Below are 21,883 nucleotides of genomic sequence, written 5' to 3' on the forward strand. Positions count from 1 at the left end.
GGATGAAGGAAGGCGCCCAGTAAGCATGTGGTCGGGCCGGCCTGTCAGCCGCCTGCTTCCAGATCTGCAAGGGACGCTTCGGCGTCCCTTCTTTCTTGCCCCATGAAGCTTGTCCCCCCGTGCGCCGCTTCCTTTACCGTCTGATGTGCCCTGCACCTTCATCGGTGAAACGGGCGGCGAAAGGTAGAGTCCGACGGCGTGCACCTCAAGGCCCTGACCCTGCGTGGCTTCAAGTCCTTCGCGTCGGCGACGACGCTGAAGTTCGAGCCGGGCATCACCTGCGTCGTCGGACCCAACGGCTCCGGCAAGTCCAATGTCGTGGACGCGCTGAGCTGGGTCATGGGGGAGCAGGGCGCCAAGTCGCTGCGCGGCGGCAAGATGGAGGACGTCATCTTCGCCGGCACCACCGGGCGGCCCCCGCTCGGCCGCGCCGAGGTCTCCCTCACCATCGACAACTCCGACGGCGCGCTGCCCATCGAGTACGCCGAGGTCACCATCACGCGGATCATGTTCCGCAACGGCGGCAGCGAGTACCAGATCAACGGCGACACCTGCCGCCTCCTCGACATCCAGGAACTCCTGTCCGACTCCGGCATCGGCCGCGAGATGCACGTCATCGTCGGCCAGGGCCAGCTCGACGGCGTCCTGCACGCCGACCCCATGGGCCGCAGGGCCTTCATCGAGGAGGCCGCGGGCGTCCTCAAGCACCGCAAGCGCAAGGAGAAGGCCCTGCGCAAGCTCGACGCGATGAAGGCCAACCTCGCGCGCGTGCAGGACCTCACCGACGAGCTGCGGCGCCAGCTCAAGCCCCTCGGCCGCCAGGCGGCGGTGGCCCGCCGCGCCGCCGTCATCCAGGCCGACCTGCGCGACGCCCGCCTCCGCCTGCTCGCCGACGACCTCGTGCGCCTGCGGAAGGCGCTGAACGCGGAGGTCGCCGATGAAGCCGCCCTCAAGGAGCGCAAGGACAGCGCCGAGGCCGAGCTGAAGGCGGCCCTCCAGCGCGAGGCCCGCCTCGAGGAAGAGGTGCGGCGCCTCACCCCGCGCCTGCAGCGGGCCCAGCAGACCTGGTACGAACTGTCGCAGCTCGCCGAGCGCGTCCGCGGCACCGTCTCGCTGGCCGACGCCCGGGTCAGGAGCGCCACCACGGCACCCCCCGAGGAGCGGCGCGGCCGTGACCCCGAGGACATGGAGCGCGAGGCCGCCCGCATCCGGGAGCAGGAGGCCGAGCTGACGGCGGCCCTCGAAGCCGCCGAGCACGCCCTCGACGACACGGTGGCCCACCGGGCCGACCTCGAACAGCGCCTCGCCGTCGAGGAACGCAGGCTCAAGGACGTGGCGCGGGCCATCGCCGACCGCAGGGAGGGCCTCGCCCGGCTCGGCGGACAGGTCAACGCGGCCCGTTCGCGGGCCGCCTCCGCCCAGGCCGAGATCGACCGCCTCGCCGAGGCGCGCGACGCGGCGGCCGAGCGCGCGGTCACCGCCCAGGAGGAGTACGAGCAGCTCAAGGCCGAGGTCGACGGGCTCGACGCGGACGACGCGGAGCTCGGCGAACGGCACGACGCGGCCAGGCGGGACCTCGGCGAGGCCGAGGCCGCCCTCACCGCGGCACGGGAGGCGGCGACCGCCGCCGAGCGCAAGCGGGCCGCCGTCGCCGCGCGGCACGACGCGCTCGCGCTCGGTCTGCGGCGCAAGGACGGCACCGGGGCCCTGCTCTCGGCCAGGGACCAGCTCACCGGAGTGCTCGGCCCGGCCGCCGAGCTGTTGAGCGTCACGCCCGGCCACGAGGTGCAGGTCGCCGCGGCTCTCGGCGTGGCGGCCGACGCCCTCGCGGTGAGCGGTCCCGGCACCGCCGCCGAGGCCATTCGGCTGCTGCGGAAGCAGGACGCGGGGCGCGCGGCGCTGCTGCTCGGGGGTGCGCCGGACGGCGTGCGCCAGGAGCGGCGTGAGGGCCCGCCCCACGTCGCCGACCTCGTACGCGGTCCACAGGAGCTGTTGCCGGCGGTGCGGCGGCTGCTGGCCGGGATGGTCGCCGTGGGGACCCTGGAGGACGCCGAGGACCTCGTCTACGCCCACCCCGAGCTGACCGCCGTCACCGCGGAGGGCGACCTGCTCGGGGCGCACTTCGCGCACGGCGGCTCCGCCGGGGCGCCGAGCCTGCTCGAAGTACAGGCCTCCGTCGACGAGGCGGCCGCCGAGCTCGAACAGCTCGCCGTGCGGTGCGAGGAGCTGGCCGAGGCCCAGCGCGGCGCGGCCGGGCGGCGCGCGGACGCCGCCGCGCTCGTCGAGGAGCTGGGCGAGCGGCGCAGGGCCGCCGACCGGGAGAAGTCGTCCGTCGCCCAGCGGCTCGGGGCGCTCGCCGGGCAGGCGCGCGGCGCGGCGGGCGAGGCCGAGCGCAGCGCCGCGGCGGCGGCCAAGGCGCAGGAGGCGCTCGACCGGGCCGTGGCGGAGGCCGAGGAGCTGGCCGAGCGGCTGGCCGTCGCCGAGGAGGCGCCGGCCGACGAGGAGCCCGACACCTCCGTGCGCGACCGCCTGGCCGCCGACGGGGCGAACGCCCGGCAGACCGAGATGGAGGCGCGGCTCCAGGCCCGTACGCACGAGGAGCGGGTGAAGGGCCTCGCGGGGCGCGCCGACTCCCTGGACCGGGCCGCGCGCGCCGAACGCGAGGCACGCGCGCGTGCCGAGCGGCGCACGGCGCGCCTGCGCCACGAGGCCACCGTGGCGGCGGCCGTCGCGGCCGGCGGGCGGCAGCTCCTCGCGCACGTCGAGGTCTCCCTGCTCAGGGCCGAGCAGGAACGTGCCGCCGCCGAGCGCGCGAAGGAGGCGCGGGAGCGGGAGCTCGCCGCCGAGCGCGACCAGGGGCGCGCTCTCAAGGCCGAGCTGGACAAGTTGACTGATTCAGTTCACCGCGGCGAGGTACTAGGTGCCGAGAAGCGGCTGCGCATCGAGCAGCTGGAGACCAAGGCACTGGAGGAACTCGGTGTGGAACCGGCGGGGCTCGTGGCCGACTACGGCCCTGACCAGCCCGTGCCGCCCTCGCCCGCCGCCGAGGGCGAGGAGCTGCCGGAGGACCCCCGGCACCCGCGGAACATGCCGGCGCCCTTCGTCCGTGCCGAGCAGGAGAAGCGGCTCAGGTCAGCCGAACGGGCGTACCAGCAGCTCGGAAAAGTGAATCCGCTGGCCCTTGAGGAGTTCGCGGCACTGGAGGAACGCCACAAATTCCTCAGTGAGCAGCTCGAAGACCTGAAGAAGACGAGGGCCGACCTCCTCCAGGTGATCAGGGAGGTCGACGAACGCGTCGAGCAGGTCTTCGCCGAGGCCTACCGGGACACGGCCAGGGAGTTCGAGGGTGTCTTCTCGCGGCTGTTCCCCGGCGGCGAGGGGCGGCTGATCCTGACCGACCCCGACAACATGCTCACCACGGGTGTGGACGTCGAGGCGCGGCCCCCGGGCAAGAAGGTCAAGCGGCTGTCGCTGCTGTCGGGCGGTGAGCGGTCCCTCACGGCCGTGGCGCTGCTCGTCTCGATCTTCAAGGCACGGCCGAGCCCGTTCTATGTGATGGACGAGGTCGAGGCGGCGCTCGACGACACCAACCTCCAGCGCCTGATCCGGATCATGCAGGAGCTGCAGGAGGCCTCGCAGCTCATCGTGATCACGCACCAGAAGCGCACGATGGAGATCGCGGACGCCCTGTACGGCGTCTCGATGCAGGGTGACGGCGTCTCCAAGGTGATCAGCCAGCGGCTCCGCTAGGCCTCACGGCACGCCGCCCGACGGCCCCGGGGGGTCGCCGGGTGATCGTCCGGCGATTCCGGAGACGCGTGCCACCCTCAAGTGATCAGCATCTGACTTCAAGACTTGAACACAGAAGACCTCAAGTTGCCTGCAAATTCACAACAGCCTCCCTATTGACTTCGTAACTTGAAGGCATAGTCTCTGCAACGTTGCTTTTACCTTCAGGTGGTGGGCGGCGTGAAGTTGTGCGCCACTTGAATAACTCGCCCCCACCCCCGGCGACGCTGCCGGTGGCCCGAGGAGTACACGTGACCAGCACATCGAAGGCGCCCCCGTCCGGAGCCAGAGAGGCCCACCCGGACCATCTCGGCCATGTCATCTTCATTACGGCGGCTGCCGCGATGGGTGGCTTCCTCTTCGGCTACGACAGCTCGGTGATCAACGGCGCGACCGTCGCCATCCAGCACCGCTTCGACGTCGACGCCGACACGCTCGGCTGGATCATCGCCACCGCGCTCCTCGGCTGCGCCGTCGGCGCCGCCGTCGCCGGACGCATCGCCGACCGGATCGGCCGCATCCGCTGCATGCAGATCGCCGCCGTGCTCTTCGCGGCGAGCGCCGTGGGCTCGGCGCTGCCCTTCGCGGCCTGGGACCTCACGATGTGGCGCCTCATCGGCGGCATCGGCATCGGCATGGCCTCCGTGATCGGCCCGGCCTACATCGCCGAGGTCGCCCCGCCCGCCTACCGCGGCCGGCTCGCCTCGTTCCAGCAGGCCGCCATCGTCATCGGCATCGCGGTCTCCCAGTTGGTCAACTGGGGCATCCTGAACATGGCGGACGGCGACCAGCGCGGCAAGCTCGCCGGTCTTGAGGCCTGGCAGTGGATGCTCGGCGTCATGGTCATCCCCGCGCTCCTCTACGGGCTGCTGTCCTTCATCATCCCGGAGTCCCCGCGCTTCCTGATCTCGGCCGGCCGGCACACCGAGGCCAAGAAGGTGCTCGGCGAGGTCGAGGGCACCACCATCGATCTGGACGCGCGCGTCGACGAGATCGAGCGCGGGCTGCGCAGGGAGCACAAGCCGTCGTTCAAGGACCTGCTCGGCAAGGTCGGCTTCCTGCCGATCGTCTGGATCGGCATCGGGCTCTCGGTCTTCCAGCAGCTCGTCGGCATCAACGTGATCTTCTACTACTCGAACCAGCTGTGGCAGTCGATCGGCAAGGACCCCTCCAGCTCGTTCCTGTACTCGTTCGAGACGTCGATCGTGAACATCATCGGCACGGTCATCGCGATGATCTTCGTCGACCGCATCGGCCGCAAGCCCCTCGCCATCATCGGCTCCGCGGGCATGGCGGCGGCCCTGTTCACCATGGCGTGGGCCTTCTCGTACAAGACCGGCTCCGGTGACCACGTCTCGCTGCCCAATGCGCAGGGCCTGACCGCGATCATCGCGGCCAACGGCTTCGTCCTCTTCTTCGCCCTGTCCTGGGGCGTGGTCGTCTGGGTGCTGCTCGGCGAGATCTTCCCGAACCGCATCCGCGCCGCCGCGCTCGGTGTGGCCGCCTCCGCCCAGTGGCTCGCCAACTTCGCGATCACCAAGACCTTCCCGAGCATGTCCGAGTGGTCGCTGACCGGCTCGTACATCATCTACGGCGCCTTCGCCGCGATCTCGATCCCCTTCGTCATGAAGTTCGTCAAGGAGACGAAGGGCAAGGCCCTGGAGGAGATGGGCTAAACCCCGCTGCCCCCTCCTCTTCAGGAAGCTGCCCCGGCCGAGGGACGAGTGCTCACTTGTCCTTCAGCCGGGGCAGTACGTTTTCGCAGAAGTGGTGCAGGCTGCGCCAGCCCTCGTCCACGGGCATCCCGCCGGAGAGCGGATGCAGGATGAGGCCGCCGGTGTCGCCCTTCGCGTACGTCACGCACTCCTCGGGCGTCAGCACCCGGTACACGCCCTCCGCGCGCAGCTCCTCGACCGTCGTGGCCGCCGACCTCACCGCCGAGCGGATGTCCCCCGTCTGCCAGGAGGCGTACGTGCGGGCCTCGTGCAGGAAGTGCTCGCCGTGCTCCGCCCAGGTCCGCTCGGGATCGTCGGCGATGTGCAGCAGCGGGGTCTCGGCGGCGGGCATCATCGTCCAGCCCTCGGTGCCGTGCTCCGCGAGCCGCTCGGTGTAGTACGCCTCCAGTTCGGGCAGGTGCGCGCTGGGGAAGAACGGCAGGCCGAGCCGGGCCGCGCGCCGCGCCGCCGCCTTCGACGAGCCGCCGACCAGGAGCATCGGGTGCGGCTGCGTCAGGGGACGCGGGGTGACGCGGACCGTGCGGCCGCGGTAGGTGAAGGGCTCGCCGGTCCAGGCCTTGAGCAGCGTTTCGAGCAGCTCGTCCTGGAGCTTGCCGCGCCGCGTGTAGTCGACGCCGGCCCGCTCGTACTCCTCGGGCCGGTAGCCGATGCCCGCCACGGTGACCAGGCGGCCCCCGCTCAGCAGGTCGAGTACGGCGATGTCCTCCGCGAGCCGCAGCGGGTCGTGCAGCGGGCCGATGATCGCGGAGACCGTCACGGAGATCCGCCGGGTGGCCCCGAAGACCGCTCCGGCGAAGGCGAAGGGGGAGGGCAGCCAGTTGTTCTCGGCGCCGTGGTGCTCCTCGGTCTGGATGGTGGTGATGCCGCGGTCGTCCGCGTACGCGGACATCTCCAGGGCGGTCTTGTAGCGCTCGCTCAGCGCGGCGGGCGTGGCCGCGGGGTCGACGAGGTTGAAGCGTACGACTGTGACGGGCATGGGAACGTCCCCCTTCACCGTGCGTGGGCGGCGAAGGGGGACGCTAGTTGACGTCACATCAGATGGGTAGCCTCGTGGGGAAGTTGGCGCGGAACGGCCGCCCCCGCGGCGGGCCGGGGAGCACTCCCCGGGGGCCCCGCGGCCGGGCCGGCGTCCGCCGGGCCGAGCGCCCCGCGACCGGGTCAGGCGGAGATCAGTTCACCGTCGCCCTTGTCGCCCGGCGCCCCGGTGTCCTCGACCAGCGGGGTCTTCGGCAGGACCGCGTACAGCACCGCCGAGAGGGCGATCGTGGCGAGCCAGCCGAGGCCGTGGCGGCCGATCCAGGAGCCGGCGAGCGGGCCGCTGAACCAGTCGACCTTGGTGAAGAGCAGCCCCACCACGAGCGCGAGCGCCCACGCGGTCATGGCCTGCCAGGCGAAGCCCGCCTTGTACCAGTAGGCGCTGGTGCGCCCGGTGTCCATCAGGGCCTCGCCGTCGTACGTCCGGCGGCGCAGCATGTCGACGCCGAAGACGCCGATCCAGGCGGAGAACGCGACCGCGAGCAGGGTGAGGAAGGAGATGAACGAGCCCATGAAGCTCGTTGCCACGTTCATCAGGATGTAGCCGAAGATCAGGCTGATGACCGCGTTCACGCTGACGGCCCACGCGCGCGGGACCTTGATGCCGAGCGTCATGGCGGTGAAGCCCGCGGAGTACATCGACATCGAGTTGATCAGGAGCATGCCGATCAGGGCCATGATCAGATACGGCACCGCGATCCACGTCGGCAGCAGCGAGCCGAGGAAGGAGACCGGGTCGGCCGCGGTGGAGAGCTTCGGCGCGGAGACCGCCATGACGGCGCCCATCAGGACCATCGGCACGACGACGATGCCGGCGCCACCGATGGCGTGGCCGACCAGCGGCTTGTCGGAGGCCGTGCGCGGCAGGTAGCGGGTGAAGTCCGGGCCCGTCGGGACCCAGCTGATGCCGCCCGCGGCGATCGTGCCGACGCCCGCGACCATCATCGCGGTGGAGCCCGCGGGCTTGTCGAAGACGGCGGACCAGTCGGTCTCGGCGAGGAGGTAGATCAGGACGAGGACGCTGAAGGCGCCGAAGGCGTAGGTCGACCACGTGCTGCAGATGTGCAGGATCTTCCTGCCGAGGCCGCTGATCAGGAACGTGCAGGTCACGAAGGCGACCAGCGTCACGACGGTCAGCCAGGTGGTGGACTCGACGTCGAAGCAGATGTTCAGGACGGTGATGATCGCGTACGCGCCCGTGACCGCGTTGATCGTCTCCCAGCCCCAGCGGGCGACCCAGATCAGCGCGCCCGGGAAGAGGTTGCCGCGCTGGCCGAAGACCGCGCGGGAGAGCGTCATGCCCGGCGAGCCGCCGCGCTTGCCCGCGATGGAGATCAGCCCGACGAGGCCGTAGCTCAGCAGGGGCGAGACGAGGGCGACGACCAGGACCTGCCAGAAGTTCAGGCCGTTGGAGACGATCAGGCCCGCGCCCATGGTGAGCAGCAGGACGCTGATGTTGGCCGCCACCCAGGTGGGGAACAGCTCGCGGGTGCGGCCCGTGCGCTCCGCGTCGGGGACCGGCTCCAGGCCGCGTGTCTCCAGGGCGCCTTCGGATTCGGCGGTGGTGCTCATGGGGGTGGGTCCGTGCCTCTCGCTCGGCTCGCAACGTCGCGATCCGTCGGTGGGGGTGATAGCGATGGACTCTACGCGCGTTGATGCGGGCAGCTCCATCGTACTTTAGTCCGAGTAGTGCCTTCAAACGGCTTATGTTCTTTGGAGGAAGACACAATCTGGGCCCCGGTGGGAGCCATGGCCGATACTGGACGGGTTATGGAAATCGTCATCCTTGCTGTAGTCATCGCCGTGGTCGTGATCGGCGCGCTCGGCGGGCTCGTGGTCGGCAGCCGCAAGAAGAAGCGGCTGCCCCCGAAGGCCCCGTCGAGCACGCCCACCATCACCGCCCCTCCCGCCGAACCCAAGGTCGGCGACGAGGCCGAGACGCCGCGCGACGAAACGCGCCGAACGATCGAGGAGGTGAAGCTCCCGCTCGTCGAGCCGACGGCCTCGGCCCCGGTCGTCGACGAAGTGGTCGTCACTGAGCCGGCCGCGCCGGAGATCGAGACCCCGGAGCCGACCGCGGGACGACTGGTCAGGCTGCGCGCCCGGCTCTCCCGCTCGCAGAACGCGCTCGGCAAGGGACTGCTCACGCTGCTGTCCCGCGAGCACCTGGACGAGGACACCTGGGAGGAGATCGAGGACACGCTGCTGACCGCCGACGTCGGCGTGGCTCCCACGCAGGAGCTCGTGGAGCGGCTGCGCGAGCGCGTGAGGGTCCTCGGCACCCGGACGCCCGACGAGCTGCGCACCCTGCTGCGCGAGGAGCTGCTCGCCCTCGTGGGCACGGACTTCAACCGTGCCGTGAAGACCGAGTCGGGCCTGGAGACCCCCGGCATCGTGATGGTCGTCGGGGTCAACGGCACCGGCAAGACCACCACCACGGGCAAGCTCGCGCGCGTCCTCGTCGCCGACGGCCGCTCCGTCGTGCTCGGCGCCGCCGACACCTTCCGCGCCGCCGCCGCCGACCAGCTCCAGACCTGGGGCGAGCGCGTCGGCGCCCGTACGGTGCGGGGCCCCGAGGGCGGCGACCCCGCCTCGATCGCGTTCGACGCGGTCAAGGAGGGCATCGCGGAGGGCGCGGACGTCGTCCTCATCGACACCGCGGGCCGGCTGCACACCAAGACCGGTCTGATGGACGAGCTGGGCAAGGTCAAGCGCGTCGTCGAGAAGCACGCGCCGCTCGACGAGGTCCTGCTCGTCCTGGACGCCACGACCGGTCAGAACGGCCTGGTGCAGGCGCGGGTCTTCGCCGAGGTCGTGAACATCACGGGCATCGTCCTGACCAAGCTCGACGGCACCGCCCGCGGCGGCATCGTCGTCGCCGTCCAGCGCGAGCTGGGCGTCCCGGTCAAGCTCATCGGCCTGGGCGAGGGCGCGGACGACCTGGCGCCGTTCGAGCCCGAGGCGTTCGTGGACGCGCTCATCGGCGACTGACACCCCGTACATCTCGTGTGACGTGTGCGCCTCGTGTGACGCGCGCGGAGGAGGGCCCCCTCGCAGGGTGATGGTGCGAGGGGGCCCTCTCGTGTGTGCCGGGCCGCGCCGGGCTACGCGGGCGAGCGGTGGACCACGTACGCCAGGGTGCCCAGGAGGACGCGGGCCTGCGGTGGCCGGGTCGCCGAGTCCAGCGCGGGGGAGCGCAGCCAGCGCACCGGGCCGAGGCCGCCGCGGTCGGACGGGGGCGCCGTGATGTGCTCGCCGGGTCCCAGGCCGCGCAGGTCGAGGCCGGCGTCGTCCCAGCCCATGCGGTAGAGCAGCCGGGGCAGCTCGGCCGCGGCGCCGGGGGCGACGAAGAACTGCGCGCGGCCCTCGGGCGTGACGGCCACGGGGCCGAGCGGCAGGCCCATCCGCTCCAGGCGGACCAGCGCGCGCCGCCCCGCAGCTTCCGCCACGTCGAGGACGTCGAAGGCGCGCCCCACGGGCAGCAGCACGGCCGCCCCGGGGAAGTCGGCCCAGGCCTCGGCCGCCTCGTCCAGCGTGGCGCCGGCGGGGACCGTCCGCGCGAAGCCGAGGGGGTGGGCGCCGGGTGCGGCGCAGTCGGGGGCGCCGCAGGAGCAGGCGCCGTCCAGGGCGCGGGCGCCGGGGACGACGTCCCAGCCCCACAGGCCCGTGTACTCCGCCACCACCGTGCAGTCCGACGTGCGGCCGCGCCGCCGTGCTCCGGTCCGGGGCCTGTCGGTCCCCCGGGTGCCGCCGATCGTGAAGCCCATGCCCCCTCCAACGGGTCGAGCGTGCCACGGTTACGTATAGGAATCGGATCGTGACGCTGCGCTCTAAAGGCGGCGCTCGATGGATCCAGGGGTGGTGCGCACGATTGCGCGCGCCCCGGCGCACTCCGTTCCACCAACTTTTGGCCGTCCTATGTCAAGTGAATCGCTTGGAACGGCCGGGGAGTTCATTCGAAGGGGTGGCGAATGGTGGCGTTTCTGTCAACGGCCTCGCCGGAGCCGTGATCGTGGGATTACTTTCGGTACACGGCCCTTGGAGTCCGAGCGCCCGTGGGTATGCCGGAGGCAAGTCGGCTTCCTGTTCGACGGGTGACATTCGCCGGACGGGCCGCCGTGGCAGGCGGCATTCTGTTAGGGCTTGGCGTGACAGTGCGTGGACGGTGCGCAGGTGTCTCAAGGGAGTGGGGGCGTTCCAGTGGGCGGCAGTGGCGGAAGCGGTGCGAACGCTGAGAAGCGCCCGAACGACATGCTCACGTCCTGGTTCGTGCGCAGCGGCTGGTCGAAGGGCGAGCTGGCCCGCCAGGTGAACCGCAGGGCACGGCAGTTGGGCGCGCACCACATCTCCACCGACACGTCCCGCGTGCGCCGCTGGCTGGACGGCGAGAATCCCCGCGAGCCCATTCCGCGCATCCTGTCGGAGCTGTTCTCCGAGCGGTTCGGCTGCGTCGTCGCCGTCGAGGACCTGGGGCTGCGCCCCACCCACCGCACGCCCGCCTCCTCCGGCGTCGACCTGCCCTGGACCGGGCCGCAGACCGTCGCGCTGATGAGCGAGTTCTCGCGCAGCGACCTGATGCTGGCCCGTCGCGGCTTCCTCGGCGCCTCGCTCGTGCTCTCCGCGGGCCCGGCCCTGATCGAGCCCATGCAGCGCTGGCTCGTGCCCTCGCCGTCGACGCCGCAGGAGGAGCCGGAGCCGGCCGCCTCGCGCCGCCCGGCCAGGCTCTCCGAGCCGGAGCTGGACCTGCTGGAGTCCACCACGGTGATGTTCCGCCAGTGGGACGCCCAGTGCGGCGGCGGGCTGCGCCGCAAGGCCGTGGTCGGGCAGCTCCACGAGGTGACGGACCTGCTCCAGGAGCCCCAGTCCGAGGCCACCGCCAAGCGCCTGTTCAAGGTCGCGGGCGAGCTGGCCGAACTGGCGGGGTGGATGAGCTATGACGTCGGACTCCAGCCCACCGCCCAGAAGTACTTCGTCCTGGCGCTGCACGCCGCGAAGGAAGCGGGCGAGAAGCCCCTCGGGTCGTACATCCTCTCCAGCATGAGCCGCCAGATGATCCACCTCGGCCGGCCCGACGACGCGCTCGAACTGATCCACCTCGCGCAGTACGGCAGCCGGGACTGCGCGGGACCGCGCACCCAGGCCATGCTGTACGCGATGGAGGCACGGGCGTACGCCAGCATGGGCCAGCCCGGCAAGTGCAAGCGGGCCGTGCGCATGGCCGAGGACACCTTCGCCGACGCGGAGGACTTCGGCGAGCCCGAGCCGGACTGGATCCGCTTCTTCTCCGAGGCCGAGCTCAACGGGGAGAACGCCCACTCGTTCCGCGACCTGGCCTATGTGGCGGGCCGCAGCCCTGCGTACGCCTCGCTCGCCGAACCCGTCATGGACCGCGCGGTGCAGCTCTTCGAGAAGGACCAGGAGCACCAGCGTTCGTACGCCCTGAACCTCATCGGCAAGGCCACCGTCCACCTGCTCCAGCGCGAGCCCGAGCAGAGCACGGTCCTCGCCGGGCAGGCCCTGGACATCGCCAAGAAGGTCCGCTCCGAGCGGGTCAACACCCGGCTGCGCAAGACCGTCGACACCGCGGTGCGGGACTTCGGCGACGTCGCCGAGGTCGTGGAGATCACGGAGCGGCTGGCCATCGAGATGCCGGAGACCGTGGAGGCGGTCTGAGCACCGGCGCCACCGGCCCCGGCCGCGGCAGGACCATCCCTCACAGCCCGACTCGGCTCCCCCATGCCAGGTCAGCCGGATGGCCCGCCGCGGCCGGTCCTCGCGTTCCGCGCAGGGTAGGCGGGCGGGTCCCGCCCGAGCCGGCAGTTCATGGACGCGTAACACGTACGACCTCTTCGTCACCGCGGTGAAACACCGGCGGGCGCCCGCCGAAACCGCGCTGCGCCAGTGTTCTGGCGCACGACAGGCCACGCCCCACCCCACGGGTCTCGCCGCGCGGCCGCACACGACGACGAGGAGACGCCGATGCCCCCAGGCATCACGATCGCCGCAGACGCCCCCGAGCTGTCCGCCGCGAACACCGGGTTCATGCTGATCTGTTCCGCCCTGGTGATGCTCATGACGCCGGGCCTCGCCTTCTTCTACGGAGGCATGGTCCGCGTCAAGAGCACCCTGAACATGCTGATGATGAGCTTCATCAGCCTGGGCATCGTCACCGTCCTGTGGGTCCTCTACGGCTTCTCCGTCGCGTTCGGCACCGACCACGGCGGCCTCCTCGGCTGGGACGGCGACCACGTGGGCCTCAGCGGCCTCGGCGTCAACCAGCTCTGGGACGGCTACACCATCCCGGTCTACGTCTTCGCCGTCTTCCAGCTGATGTTCGCCGTCATCACGCCCGCCCTGATCAGCGGCGCCCTCGCGGACCGCGTGAAGTTCACGGCCTGGGCGCTGTTCGTCGTCCTGTGGGCCACGGTCGTGTACTTCCCCGTCGCGCACTGGGTGTGGGGCGCAGGGGGCTGGGCCTTCGAGCTCGGCGTCATCGACTTCGCGGGCGGCACGGCCGTGCACATCAACGCCGGAGCCGCGGCGCTCGGCGTCATCCTGGTCATCGGCAAGCGCGTCGGCTTCAAGAAGGACCCGATGCGGCCCCACTCGCTGCCGCTGGTGATGCTCGGCGCGGCCCTGCTGTGGTTCGGCTGGTTCGGCTTCAACGCCGGTTCCTGGCTGGGCAACGACGACGGCGTGGGCGCGCTCATGTTCCTCAACACGCAGGTCGCCACCGCCGCGGCCATGCTCGCCTGGCTCCTCTACGAGAAGATCCGCCACGGCGCCTGCACCACGCTCGGCGCGGCCTCGGGCGCGGTCGCGGGACTCGTCGCCATCACCCCCTCCGGCGGCTCCTGCTCCCCGCTCGGCGCCATCGCCATCGGTGCCATCGCCGGTCTGCTCTGCGCCATGGCGGTCGGCCTGAAGTTCCGCTTCGGCTACGACGACTCCCTCGACGTCATCGGCGTCCACCTCGTCGGCGGTGTCGTCGGCTCGGTCCTCGTCGGGTTCTTCGCCACCGGCGGCGGCCAGTCGGACGCCACGGGCCTCTTCTACGGAGACCACTCCCTCACCCAGCTGTGGAAGCAGCTCGCGGGCGTCGGAGCGGTCCTCGCCTACTCCTTGATCGCCTCCGCGGTGCTCGCCCTCCTGATCGACAAGACCCTCGGGATGCGGGTCAGCGAGGATGTCGAGGTCGCGGGCATCGACCAGGCCGAACACGCCGAGACGGCGTACGACTTCAGCGGCGCCGGCGGCGGCACGGCACCCCGCGCGGCGGCGCCCGCCCCGGCCGCGGACACGCCCCAGGCACAGGCACAGGCACAGCGGAACAAGAAGGTGGACGCATGAAGCTCATCACCGCGGTCGTCAAGCCGCACCGGCTCGACGAGATCAAAGAGGCGCTCCAGGCCTTCGGCGTCCACGGCCTGACCGTCACCGAGGCCAGCGGATACGGCCGCCAGCGCGGGCACACCGAGGTCTACCGGGGCGCCGAGTACACGGTGGACCTCGTGCCGAAGATCCGTATCGAGGTGCTCGTCGAGGACGACGACGCCGAACAGCTCATCGAGGTCGTGGTCAAGGCCGCCCGTACCGGCAAGATCGGAGACGGCAAGGTCTGGTGCGTCCCCGTCGACACGGCCGTGCGGGTGCGCACCGGCGAGCGCGGACCCGACGCGCTCTGACCGGCCGGCCGCACACCACGAAGCGCAACCGAGCGGAACGGGACAGGAGCTGCCGGGTGAGGGGCATGGACGTCACGACAGAAGCGGAAGACTCCGGACCCAGCGGCTACGCGGCGGCCCGGCTGCGGCTCCTCCACGAGGAGTCGCGGTCCGGGCCGCCGCGCCGTTCCGCGCTCTCCGGCCTCACCGACGACTGGCTCGCCGGGCTCTTCCGGGCCGGGGGCGGCCCCGACGGCGTGCCCCGGGGCGCCGCGCTCGTCGCCGTCGGCGGATACGGCCGCGGCGAACTCTCGCCGCGCAGCGACCTCGACCTGCTCCTGCTGTACGACGGCGGCGCCGACGCCGGGCGGGTGGCGGCCCTCGCCGACCGCCTCTGGTACCCCGTCTGGGACCTCGGCATCGCCCTCGACCACTCCGTGCGCACACCCTCCCAGGCCCGCAGGACCGCCGCCGACGACCTCAAGGCCCACCTCGGGCTGCTCGACGCCCGGCACATCGCGGGCGACGCGGCGCTGACCGCCGGGCTGCGGGCCGCCGTCCTCGCCGACTGGCGCGACCAGGCCCCCAAGCGGCTGCCCGAGCTGCGGGAGCTGTGCGAGGAACGGGCCGAACGCCACGGCGAGCTGGGCCATCTGCTCGAACCCGACCTCAAGGAGGCCAGGGGCGGGCTGCGGGACCTCACCGCGCTGAGCGCCGTCGCCGCCTCCTGGCTCGCCGACGCCCCGCGCGAGGGCCTCGCCGACGCCCGGCGGCGGCTGCTCGACGTCCGCGACGCCCTGCACCTCGCCACGGGACGGGCCACCGACCGGCTCGCCCTCCAGGAACAGGACCAGGTCGCCGCCGCCCTCGGCCTGCTGGACGCCGACACGCTCCTGCGCCAGGTCTACGAGGCCGCCCGCGTCGTCTCCTACGCCGGTGACGTCACCTGGCGCGAGGTCGGCCGCGTCCTGCGCGCCAGGGCCGTGCGGCCACGGCTGCGCGCCGTCCTCGGCGGCGGCCGGGCCACGGCCGAGCGGTCGCCGCTGGCCGAGGGCGTCGTGGAACAGGACGGGGAGGCGGTGCTCGCCCGCGCCGCGCGGCCCGAACGCGATCCCGTCCTGCCGCTGCGGGCCGCCGCTGCCGCCGCCCAGGCCGGGCTGCCGCTGTCCCGGCACGCCGTGCGCCGCCTCGCCACCACCGCGCGGCCCCTGCCCGCGCCGTGGCCTGCGGAGGCGCGCGAACAGCTCGTGACGCTCCTCGGCGCCGGGCGGCCGACCGTGCAGGTCTGGGAGGCGCTGGAGGCCGAGGGGCTGATCACGCGGCTGCTGCCCGACTGGGAGCGCGTGCGGTGCAGGCCGCAGCGCAACGCCGTGCACACCTGGACGGTCGACCGGCACCTCGTGGAGACGGCGGTGCGGGCCGCCGGTCTCACCCGGCGGGTCGGGCGGCCCGACCTGCTCATCGTGGCGGCCCTGCTGCACGACATCGGCAAGGGCTGGCCCGGGGACCACTCCGTGGCGGGGGAGACCATCGCGAGGGACGCCGCCGCCAGGTTCGGCTTCGACGCCGCCGACACGGCGGTCCTCGCCCGGCTCGTCCGCCACCACCTGCTGCTCGTCGAGACGGCGACGCGGCGTGACCTCGACGATCCGGCGACGGTACGAGGGGTCGCCGAGGCCGTCGGGTCCGCGGGGACGCTGGAGCTGCTGCACGCGCTGACCGAGGCGGACGCCCTGGCCACCGGGCCGGCCGCCTGGTCCGCGTGGCGGGGCGCGCTCGTCGCCGACCTGGTGAAGCGGGTCGACGCGGTGCTCTCGGGCGACGGGCCCGGCGGCGCCTCGGCGGACGGGGACGCGCCCTCGGCCGAGCAGGAACGGCTCGCCGTGGAGGCGTTCCGCACGGGCGGCCCGGTCCTCGCGCTGCGGCCCGCCGAGGACGAGGCGCTCGGCGTGGAGCTGGTCGTGGCCGTGCCCGAGCAGCCGGGGGTCCTGGCCGCCGTGGCCGGGGTGCTCGCGCTGCACCGGCTCGCGGTGCGGACGGCGGAGCTGCGCGAGGTGGCGCTGCCGTCCGGCATCGACTCCTCCGTCCTGCTGCTGAGCTGGCGGGTCGCCGCGGAGTACGGGTCCCTGCCGCAGGCGTCGCGGCTCCGGGCCGATCTGGTGCGGGCCCTCGAAGGGTCGTTCGACATCGCGGGCCGCCTCGCGGAGCGGGACGCCGCCTACCCGCGCCGGCGCGGCACGCTCGCACCGCCGCCGCGCGTCACCGTGGCCCCGGCGGCCTCCCGCCTGGCCACGGTCATCGAGGTCCGGGCCCAGGACGCGCCCGGCCTGCTGCACCGCATCGGGCGTGCCCTTGAGGACGCGGGGGTGCGGGTGCGCAGCGCCCATGTCTCGACGCTGGGGGCGAACGCGGTCGACGCCTTCTACGTGACGGGGCTCGACGGGCTGCCGCTGACGGGGGAGGGGGCGGCCGGGGTCGCACGGGGCGTGGAGGGGGTTTTGCGGGGGGCGTGACGCCCGTGGAGGGCCGCCGCGAGGGGAAGTCCCGCCCAGCGCCCCGGGCACCGACCGGCGACCGATACTCTGGAAGGCGACCTGTCAGCCCTCCCCCCAGCTCTGGGCACCGCCAGAGCACAGGGCGCCCCTTCGACCCGAGGATTCGCGACCGCCGTGTTCGATACTCTCTCCGACCGCCTCGCAGCGACATTCAAGAACCTCCGGGGCAAGGGCCGCCTGTCCGAGGCGGACATCGACGCCACGGCGCGCGAGATCCGCATCGCCCTGCTCGAGGCCGACGTGGCGCTGCCCGTCGTCCGCGCCTTCATCAAGCAGATCAAGGAGCGCGCGGCCGGCGCCGAGGTCTCCCAGGCCCTCAACCCCGCCCAGCAGGTCATCAAGATCGTCAACGAGGAGCTCATCGGCATCCTCGGCGGCGAGACGCGGCGCCTGCGGTTCGCGAAGACCGGCCCGACGGTCATCATGCTCGCCGGCCTCCAGGGCGCCGGTAAGACCACCCTCGCGGGCAAGCTCGGCCTCTGGCTGAAGGGGCAGGGCCACACGCCGCTCCTCGTCGCCTGTGACCTCCAGCGCCCCAACGCCGTCAACCAGCTCAGCGTCGTCGCCGAGCGCGCGGGCGTCGGCGTGTACGCCCCGGAGCCGGGCAACGGCGTCGGTGACCCGGTGCGGGTCGCCAAGGACTCCGTCGAGTTCGCGAAGACCAAGCAGTACGACGTGGTCATCGTCGACACCGCGGGACGCCTCGGCATCGACCAGGAGCTGATGCGGCAGGCCGCGGACATCCGCGACGCGGTCGGCCCCGACGAGGTCCTCTTCGTCGTCGACGCCATGATCGGTCAGGACGCGGTCAACACGGCCGAGGCCTTCCGCGACGGCGTCGGCTTCGACGGCGTGGTGCTCTCCAAGCTGGACGGCGACGCCCGCGGTGGTGCCGCGCTGTCGATCGCGCAGGTCACCGGCCGCCAGATCATGTTCGCCTCCAACGGCGAGAAGCTGGACGACTTCGACGCGTTCCACCCGGACCGCATGGCGTCCCGCATCCTCGGCATGGGCGACATGCTCACGCTCATCGAGAAGGCCGAGCAGACCTTCTCGCAGCAAGAGGCCGAGAAGATGGCCTCCAAGCTGGCGAGCAGCAAGGGCAAGGACTTCACGCTCGACGACTTCCTGGCCCAGATGGAGCAGGTCAGGAAGATGGGCAGCATCAGCAAGCTGCTCGGCATGATGCCCGGCATGGGGCAGATCAAGGACCAGATCGCCAACCTCGACGAGCGCGACGTCGACCGCACCGCCGCCATCATCAAGTCGATGACGCCCGCCGAGCGCCATGAGCCGACCATCATCAACGGCTCCCGCCGCGCCCGTATCGCCAAGGGTTCCGGCGTCGAGGTCAGCGCCGTGAAGAACCTCGTCGAGCGGTTCTTCGAGGCGCGCAAGATGATGTCCCGCATGGCCCAGGGCGGCGGCATGCCGGGTATGCCCGGGATGCCGGGCATGGGCGGCGGCGCCGGCAAGCAGAAGAAGAAGCAGAAGCAGGCCAAGGGCAAGCGGAAGTCGGGCAACCCGATGAAGCGCAAGCAGGAGGAGCAGGAGGCCGCCGCACGCCGCGAGGCCGCGGGCCAGGCGGGCGCCGCACTCGGCCTGCCGGGCGCTCCGGCGGGCAAGGACTTCGAGCTGCCGGACGAGTTCAAGAAGTTCATGGGCTGACAGTCCGTCCGTGTCATGGGCTGACAGCGGGCCCGCGTCACGGGCTGACCGTGCGCCCGTGCCGTTCGAGGGCGCTCCCCGGCTCCGGGGGGCGCCCTTCGGTGTTCTTCGGCGCTTCCCGTGGAGGGGGGCTTTCGTCAAGAGTGCTGACGTGCTGTTTGTGTCGTAACGTCCGGATATGAGCAACCCCGTGCCGCCGGACCGGGCACCCGACAAGCCGTGGCGCTCCGAGGGCGCGCCCTCGCCCGAGCCGACGCCGCCGAAGAGGAAGATGCCGGGCGGCTGGGGCGGTCTCATCCTGACGGCCCTGATCGTCTACCTCATCGCCAACATCGTGCTGAGCTTCTTCAGCGACGGCGACGAGCCGACCATCTCGTACACGGAGTTCAGCAAGCAGGTCGACGCCGGGAACGTCACGAAGATCTACTCCAAGGGCGACGCGATCCAGGGCCAGCTCAAGAAGGCGCAGGACAAGCCGGGCGACGCCAAGGGCACGTACACCAAGTTCACCACCCAGCGGCCGGCCTTCGCCGACGACAAGCTCTGGGCCGATCTGACCAAGCACGACGTCACCGTCACCGCCGAACCCGTGGTGCGCGAGCGCAGCTTCCTGTCGAACCTGCTGATCTCCCTCGCCCCCATGCTGCTGCTCGTCTTCCTGTGGATCTTCATCGCGCGGCGCATGAGCGCGGGCATGGGCGGCGGGGGCGGCATGCTCGGGCGCAAGACCCCGCCCAAGCCGGTGGAGATCGAGACCGGGGCCAAACGGACGACCTTCGAGGACGTCGCGGGCATCGACGAGGTCGAGGGCGAGCTCAACGACGTCGTCGACTTCCTCAAGAACCCGGACGACTACCGCACCATGGGCGCCAAGATGCCGCGGGGCGTGCTGCTCGCCGGACCGCCGGGTACGGGAAAGACGCTGCTCGCCCGTGCCGTCGCGGGCGAGGCGGGCGTGCCGTTCTTCTCGGCGTCCGCGTCGGAGTTCATCGAGATGATCGTGGGTGTGGGCGCTTCACGCGTGCGTGAGCTCTTCGCCGAGGCCCGCAAGGTCGCACCGTCGATCATCTTCATCGACGAGATCGACACCATCGGCCGCGCGCGGGGCGGCGGCGGCGCCATGGGCGGCCACGACGAACGCGAGCAGACCCTGAACCAGATCCTCACCGAGATGGACGGCTTCTCGGGAGCCGAGGGCGTCATCGTGCTCGCCGCCACCAACCGCGCGGACGTCCTGGACCCCGCGCTCACCCGCCCCGGCCGGTTCGACCGCGTCGTCAACGTCTCACCCCCCGACCGCGGCGGACGCGAGGCGATCCTCCGGATCCACACGCGGGCCATCCCGCTGGCCGACGACGTCGACCTCGCCCAGGTCGCCCGTACGACGCCCGGCATGACCGGCGCGGAGCTCGCCAACCTCGCCAACGAGGCCGCCCTCATCGCGGTCAAGCGCAAGCAGCGCGCGGTCACGCAGGCCGACCTCTCCGAGGCCATGGAGAAGGTCCAGCTCGGTGCGGAGCGGCCGCTGGTCATGCCGGAGGAGGAGCGCCGGCGCACGGCGTACCACGAGAGCGGCCACGCCCTGCTCGGCATGCTGCAGCCCGGCGCCGACCCCGTCCGCAAGATCACGATCGTCCCGCGCGGGCGCGCGCTGGGCGTCACGCTGTCCACCCCCGACTCCGACAAGTACGCGTACACCGAGGAGTACCTCCGTGGTCGCATCATCGGCGCCCTGGGGGGCATGGCCGCCGAACACGTCGTCTACGGAGTCGTCACCACAGGCGCCGAGAACGATCTGGAGCAGGTCAGCGCCATCGCCCGCGGCATGGTCGGCCGCTGGGGCATGAGCGAGCGCGTGGGCCGCCTCTCCGCGCTCCCGGCCGACGCGCAGCAGGCGTACGGGCTCTCGGCCGCGCCGGAGACCCTCGACGCGATCGACGGCGAGATGCGGCGGATCGTCGACGAGTGCTACGAGAACGCCTGCCGCCAGCTGCGCGACCACCGCGACCGGCTCGACGCGCTGGCCGCGGCGCTCCTGGAGAACGAGACCCTGGAGGAGGCGGACGCCTACCGGGTCGCGGGCATCCCGAGGGTGACCAAGGGCCACGCCTAGCCTCGTCCCGTCGGTGCCGCAGTTGCCCGCACCCGTGCGGTGTGTCCGTTTGTGCCCGCAGTTGCCCGTGCGGCCTGCCCCTCCGTGTCCTCACCCGTGCGGTCAGGACTCGGGGCGTCCGGGTGTCCGGGCGATCAGGTACCTGAAGACGTTCGGCATCCACACGGTCCCGTCGCTCCTGCGGTGCGGATGCAGCGCCTCCGTCAGCTCCTTGTCGACCTGCACCTGGTCCGTGGCGCCCACCGCCGCGTCAAACAGTCCGGTCGAGAGCAGCCCGCGGACCGCGCTGTCGACGTCCGCGTAGCCGAAGGGGCACGCGACCCGTCCCGAACCGTCCGGCTTGAGCCCCGCCCGCTGGGCGACCTCCTCCAGGTCGTCCCTGAACGCCGGGCGCCAACTGCCCGCACCGCGCATCGGGTCGGCGAGCTTGGTCGCCACCCGCAGGACGCCGGAGGTCGCGCAGCGCTCCGGCGGGCCCCAGCCGACGAGCACCACGGCCGCGCCGCGCGCGGCGAGCGGAGCCGCCCCCTCCAAGAGGGTCGACAGCCCTTCGGAGTCGCCCGCCAGGCACCCGATCGGGTGAAACGCGGTGATGAGGTCGTACGCGGACGCCGCGGGGTCCGCCGCGTCCGCGGGGCCGCCCTCGACGAGCGTCGCCTCGGCACGCGCGCGTGTCCCGGGCTCGGCCTCCGCCGTGGCGTCCCGCAGCAGCCGCGCCCGCGCGAGGGCCAGCCGCTCGGGCGCCGACGCCTCGACGCCGGTGACCGCCGCGCCCCGTGACGCGGCCATCAAGAGGGCGAGCCCGGAGCCGCAGCCGAGGCCGAGCAGCCGGGTCCCGCTGCCCACTTCGAGCCGTTCGTACACCGCTTCATAGAGGGGGACCAGCATCCGTTCCTGAATCTCCGCCCAGTCACGCGCGCGTGCGCACAGGTCCACACGGGGCGCTGAGCCCGCGTGGGGACGGTGCGACTGCGCGAGTGTTGGTGTCATCGAAAGCGCCCCAATCCGCTGAGAGTCATGGCCGTTCCGGTGGTCAACGGTTCGTCCGCCCCCGTGCAGTGCGCCCGCACTCCCCCTGTATGCCAGAGAACTCCGCATCGGTCCCGACGTCCAGTGCTTGTCGGGGACTGCTTGTGTGCCCCCGTCGTGCGCCCCCCGGCCGGCGACGGGGCGGTGCCCGCGGCGGACGAGGCACCGGGTAACGTCGCGGTCGTGGCCCGCTCCTCGCGAGGGGTTCGGCCCGCGCCTTCTGAGGAGGGCCCTTCCGGTGGCGGGACGCCCGTTCCGGCCCACCCGCCCCGCCGGGCGCCATCAGCCCCGGCG

13 protein-coding genes are annotated in these 21,883 nt (G+C 72.2%); 9 read left to right on the plus strand and 4 right to left on the minus strand.

Annotated elements, in window-relative coordinates; all coding sequences use genetic code 11:
- Positions 1–198 precede the first annotated feature (198 nt).
- Together smc and DCW30_RS30740 are read left to right on the plus strand one after the other, a co-directional pair.
- Entirely contained in the window at positions 199–3,750 is a 3,552-nt protein-coding gene (gene smc, locus DCW30_RS30735; protein ID WP_076684306.1) for a chromosome segregation protein SMC, read from the plus strand.
- A 290-nt stretch (positions 3,751–4,040) separates the two neighbouring features.
- Entirely contained in the window at positions 4,041–5,465 is a 1,425-nt protein-coding gene (locus DCW30_RS30740) for a sugar porter family MFS transporter (protein WP_062779328.1), read from the plus strand.
- A 52-nt stretch (positions 5,466–5,517) separates the two neighbouring features.
- On the opposite strand, the gene DCW30_RS30745 is transcribed toward DCW30_RS30740, so the two are convergent.
- Together DCW30_RS30745 and DCW30_RS30750 are read right to left on the minus strand one after the other, a co-directional pair.
- Entirely contained in the window at positions 5,518–6,501 is a 984-nt protein-coding gene (locus DCW30_RS30745) for an LLM class flavin-dependent oxidoreductase (RefSeq protein ID WP_076684305.1), read from the minus strand.
- Positions 6,502–6,683: 182 nt separating this feature from the next.
- Complete coding sequence (locus DCW30_RS30750) at positions 6,684–8,132, minus strand: purine-cytosine permease family protein (RefSeq protein WP_076684304.1); 1,449 nt, start codon at positions 8,130–8,132, stop codon at positions 6,684–6,686.
- Positions 8,133–8,330: 198 nt separating this feature from the next.
- Here DCW30_RS30750 and ftsY point away from each other — a divergent pair, with 198 nt between their 5' ends.
- On the plus strand, positions 8,331–9,551 hold the full coding sequence (gene ftsY / locus DCW30_RS30755; protein ID WP_076684303.1) for a signal recognition particle-docking protein FtsY: 1,221 nt from the start codon (positions 8,331–8,333) through the stop codon (positions 9,549–9,551).
- A gap of 113 nt (positions 9,552–9,664) precedes the next feature.
- Here ftsY and DCW30_RS30760 read toward each other — a convergent pair whose 3' ends face one another.
- On the minus strand, positions 9,665–10,327 hold the full coding sequence (locus DCW30_RS30760) for a bifunctional DNA primase/polymerase (protein ID WP_076684302.1): 663 nt from the start codon (positions 10,325–10,327) through the stop codon (positions 9,665–9,667).
- A 433-nt stretch (positions 10,328–10,760) separates the two neighbouring features.
- On the opposite strand from DCW30_RS30760, the gene nsdA reads away from it, so the two are divergent.
- The 6 genes from nsdA to ftsH all read left to right on the plus strand — a co-directional run bounded on the left by nsdA (position 10,761) and on the right by ftsH (position 20,560).
- On the plus strand, positions 10,761–12,233 hold the full coding sequence (gene nsdA / locus DCW30_RS30765) for a transcriptional repressor NsdA (protein WP_076684301.1): 1,473 nt from the start codon (positions 10,761–10,763) through the stop codon (positions 12,231–12,233).
- 306 nt (positions 12,234–12,539) lie between these two features.
- A complete protein-coding gene (locus DCW30_RS30770) occupies positions 12,540–13,910 on the plus strand; it encodes an ammonium transporter (RefSeq protein WP_076684300.1) in 1,371 nt (456 codons plus the stop codon).
- Entirely contained in the window at positions 13,907–14,245 is a 339-nt protein-coding gene (locus DCW30_RS30775) for a P-II family nitrogen regulator (protein WP_062779349.1), read from the plus strand. The genes DCW30_RS30770 and DCW30_RS30775 overlap by 4 nt, the downstream gene beginning before the upstream one ends.
- Before the next feature lie 65 nt (positions 14,246–14,310).
- A complete protein-coding gene (locus tag DCW30_RS30780) occupies positions 14,311–16,737 on the plus strand; it encodes a [protein-PII] uridylyltransferase (RefSeq protein ID WP_076684299.1) in 2,427 nt (808 codons plus the stop codon).
- A gap of 156 nt (positions 16,738–16,893) precedes the next feature.
- A complete protein-coding gene (ffh, locus tag DCW30_RS30785; protein WP_062783667.1) occupies positions 16,894–18,447 on the plus strand; it encodes a signal recognition particle protein in 1,554 nt (517 codons plus the stop codon).
- A 178-nt stretch (positions 18,448–18,625) separates the two neighbouring features.
- The gene (gene ftsH / locus DCW30_RS30790; RefSeq protein WP_076684298.1) at positions 18,626–20,560 is read left to right on the plus strand and encodes an ATP-dependent zinc metalloprotease FtsH; all 1,935 of its coding nucleotides are present in this window, start codon (positions 18,626–18,628) and stop codon (positions 20,558–20,560) included.
- A gap of 102 nt (positions 20,561–20,662) precedes the next feature.
- Here ftsH and DCW30_RS30795 read toward each other — a convergent pair whose 3' ends face one another.
- Positions 20,663–21,550 carry an SAM-dependent methyltransferase gene (locus DCW30_RS30795; RefSeq protein WP_076684297.1) on the minus strand — a complete coding sequence of 296 codons (888 nt, stop codon included), beginning with the start codon at positions 21,548–21,550 and terminating at the stop codon, positions 20,663–20,665.
- Positions 21,551–21,883 lie beyond the last annotated feature (333 nt).

The organism is Streptomyces alfalfae (assembly GCF_004127445.1).
In the GTDB taxonomy this organism is placed as follows: Bacteria; Actinomycetota; Actinomycetes; order Streptomycetales; family Streptomycetaceae; genus Streptomyces; species Streptomyces alfalfae.